The sequence below is a fragment of the Cupriavidus sp. WS genome (assembly GCF_000395345.1).
Lineage (GTDB): Bacteria > Pseudomonadota > Gammaproteobacteria > Burkholderiales > Burkholderiaceae > Cupriavidus > Cupriavidus basilensis_B.
This window is the reverse complement of the sequence record NZ_AQPL01000616.1, coordinates 1-3438: the sequence shown is the minus strand read 5'-3', so window position 1 is coordinate 3438 and position 3438 is coordinate 1. Positions and strand designations below refer to the sequence as shown.

The 3438-nt window shown below is 73.5% G+C and carries 3 protein-coding genes; 1 reads left to right on the top strand and 2 read right to left on the bottom strand.

The annotated features are described in order from the left end of the window. On the bottom strand, positions 1 to 362 hold a 362-nt coding region (locus K206_RS0135655; RefSeq protein ID WP_020207024.1), incomplete at its 3' end, for a DUF4399 domain-containing protein. Between the two features lie 391 nt (positions 363 to 753). On the opposite strand from K206_RS0135655, the gene K206_RS0135650 reads away from it, so the two are divergent. Then, positions 754 to 2715 (top strand): SUMF1/EgtB/PvdO family nonheme iron enzyme, encoded by a 1962-nt coding sequence (locus K206_RS0135650; protein ID WP_029044447.1) that lies wholly within the window; start codon positions 754 to 756, stop codon positions 2713 to 2715. Positions 2716 to 2728: 13 nt separating this feature from the next. Here K206_RS0135650 and K206_RS0135645 read toward each other — a convergent pair. Continuing rightward, on the bottom strand, positions 2729 to 3438 hold a 710-nt coding region (locus K206_RS0135645; protein ID WP_231401735.1), incomplete at its 5' end, for a DUF4384 domain-containing protein.

The following is a 3438-nucleotide window of genomic DNA, read 5'->3' as shown; positions in this document are numbered from 1 at the left end:
TCGCCAAGCAGCAGTTGCAGCGTGTGCTTGCCCGGCGGCAGCTCGATGCGCGCCTCGGTCTCGCCCGCGCCGAAGTGCAGGTGGTTGCGGTCGTTGGGGATTTCCTTGTCCATCGGCGGCAGGTCGGTATCGATCAGCAGGTGATGATGGCCGACGTTCGGCATGTCCACGCCCTTGGGCGCGACGCCCATGTTGCGCAGCCCCATGCGCACCCAGAACTTGCCGCCGTCGATCACGGCGCCGTCGGGCGGCCAGATGATGTAGACCTCGGCATTGGGCGGGGCGGGCGTGGAGAAGGAGATCGAGGGCAGCGGAGCCAGCAGCGCTGCTGCCACGGTGCCGAGCACGGTTCGCCTGTGCATCTGAAAGCCCTCCCCTACGACGATCCGTGCCGCGTGTGCGGTGTGGATTTTTTCTTGCTCCTGACCGGCGCCCGAGCATTTTCGTCCTCCAGCTTAGAACGGAAAAACGCAAAAAGATACTCGGCGCACCCTGCCGCGCGGCGCGCGCGGCAGGCGGTGGGCTCGCGGCGCCACCCGGCGCTGCAAAGCACCTCCGGATTCACAATCGCTGTGCTATGGTGGATTGAGCCGGCCGGTGCCGCCCGCGCTGCATGCTGCCGTAGCACCCGCAGCGCGGCCCCGCCGTACCGGCCGGGCATCATCGCGTTTCGCGCGGCACGGCCGGTACAACTGGCACAGCCGGCGCGCGGCGCGGCGATGACCTTCCGCGCGGTACGAACAAGGCCTGCATATGTGGCGAACCCTCCTTGTCGTGTGCCTGGTCGGCCTGGCCGCGGTCGTGCGCGCCGAAGCCGCGACCACGCAGATTCCCGGCGAGCCGGCGCGCGTGGCGCTGGTGATCGGCAACGCCGCCTATGCCGGCGCCCCGCTGCCGAACGCGCGCGGCGACGCGCGCGCGATGCGCGACACGCTGGCCACGCTCGGCTTCGACGTCCTGCTGCGCGAGGACCTCGACCACGCGGGCATGGCGCGCGCGCTGGCCGAGTTCCGCGGGCGGCTCGCGGGCGGCGGCGTGGGCCTGTTCTATTTCGCCGGGCACGGCCTCGCGGCCGGTGCCACGCCGGTGCTGCTGCCGGTCGATGCCGACGGTCGCGCGCCGCACCGCCTGCTGACGGCGGGCACGGCGCTGGACGTGGTGCTGGCCAGCATGCCGGCGGCGCGGCCCGGCGCGCGCAATGTGCTGATCCTCGACACCTGCCTGGACGATCCCTATCGTGGCGCCGCCGTCACGCCGCCCGCCGCGCCCGCGGGCACCGTGATCGCCTATGCCGCCGCGCCGGGCACCACCGCCAGCGACGGCGCGCGGCATGGCGTCTTCACCGCGGCGCTGCTGCGCACGCTGGCCGCGCCCGGCGCCGACGCCGAGTCCGCGCTGCGCGAGGCCGGCCGCATCGTCGGCGCGCGGACCGCGCACGCCCAGCAGCCGTGGGTATCGTCGGCGCTGGCGGCGCCGTTGCCGCTCGGCGCGGCAACGCACGCAACCACCGGCGCGACAGCCGGCCTTGCCGCGGCCGGCGCCGCCGAGCCGGCACGGGTCTCGCCGGCGCTGTACGCGCAGCGCGGCATCCTGCCCAAGGACAGCGACGAGCAATACGAGCTGACCTTCTGGGAATCGATCAAGAACAGCAATTTCGCCAGCGACTACGAGGCCTACCTGAAGGCCTATCCCAACGGCCGCTTCGCGCCGCTGGCGCGCGCGCGCATCGAGCGCCTGCGCGCGAGCGCGCCGAAGACCGATGCGGGGACTGCCGCCGAGCGGCCGCGCGCCGCGCCGGCGCCGTCCACCGCGCCATCCGCCGCGCAGGGTACCGCGCAAGGCTCGGTTACGCCGCCGGCACGCGCGCAGAGCGGCAAGGTGCAGCCGGCGCCCGCCGCCGGCACATCCGCATCCGCGCCCTCGTCCGCGTCCTCTGCGTCGTCCGCGTCAATCAGGCAGCGCGAAGTGGCCAGCGGCGCCGTCACGGTCGACGTCAAGCCCGGCGAGCTCAAGGACTGCCCGGCCTGCCCGGTGCTGCACAGCGTGCCGGCGGGCGCCTTCACGATGGGCAGCAACGGCGGCGACCCGACCGAGAAGCCGCCCCATCACGTGGCCATCGGCCAGCCGTTCGCGATCGGCAAGTACGAGGTCACGGTCGAGCAATGGAATGCCTGCGCCGACGGCGGCGGCTGCCCGCGCATCGCCACCGTGGCCGGCGCGGCACGCAACGCGCCCATGCGCGACGTCAGCTGGGACGATGCCCAGCAGTACGCGGCGTGGCTGAGCAAGGCCAGCGGCAAGCGCTACCGCCTGCCCACCGAGGCCGAATGGGAATACGCGGCGCGCGGCGGCACCGCCACGCTCTACTGGTGGGGCGACCAGATGCGCAAGGGCACCGCCAACTGCAAGGACTGCGGCGAGCCCTGGAGCGCCGACGCGCCGGCCAACGCCGGCTCCTTCGCCGCCAACGGCTTCGGCCTGCACGACGTGAACGGCAGCGTGTGGGAATGGGTGGCCGACTGCTGGCACGTCTCCTACAAGGGCGCGCCGGCCGACGGACGGGCCTGGGACGAGCCGGGCTGCAGCGTGCGCGTGATCCGCGGCGGCTCGTGGCAGGAGGGCGCCAGCTACATGCTGTCCTCCACCCGCTTCAAGTACAGCGCCAGCGTGCGCCAGTCGCAGAACGGCTTCCGCGTCGCGCGCGACCTGAAGTAGCCGCCGCGCGCGCTCAGCGCGCGTGCGTGGAAATCTGGGCCATGTCGGCGCCGATATGGTCCTCGCCGTACTTCGCGGCCATCGGCCCGAGCTGGCGGTCGAGCGCGCGCAGGTAGTCCTGCCGCGGCTCCGCCTCGGGCCGCAGCGCGTCGAACAGCGGCGCCGGCGTGGCGAGCAGCACGATCAGCTCCGTGCCGAACGGCCTGCCCACCACCCAGTCGCCCATGCTGCCCACGCTCGCGCTGTAGCCGGCCGGCGCCTGGTTGGCGCGCGAGCGGCTGCTCGGCACCATGTGCACGACGCGGCCGTCGGCCATGTAGTAGTCCACGTAGACGTAGGTATCGAACGGCGGCGTGGTGATGTCCACCACCAGCGGCGTGCCTTCGCCGAGCTGCCCGTTGCGCGCGCGCGTGCGGATAGTGGCGAGCGCGTCGCCGGCGCGGCGCCCGGACCAGTACGGCGACACCAGCCGCGCCACGTCGCATTTGTCGTCGCCGAGCGGCTGCACGTCGAGGTTCACCGCCTGCACGCCGGGCACCGCGCCGAGGTCTTCCTGCAGCCGCCTGGTGCCGACGCGCTCGGCCACGAAACCGCGCACCTGCAGCGCGTGCTCGCCGCGCGCCGAGGCGGCCAGCAGCGAGCACGGCTGGCGCGCCAGCACCGCCGCCACCGCCTGCATCGACATGGCCCGCGGCGCCGGGGCCTGCGCTGGCGCCGCGGGCG

What these genes read in the sequence shown, in the direction of transcription:
- K206_RS0135650 (WP_029044447.1), top strand. Translation starts at nt 754, where the DNA reads ATGTGGCGAACCCTCCTTGTCGTGTGCCTGGTCGGCCTGGCCGCGGTC.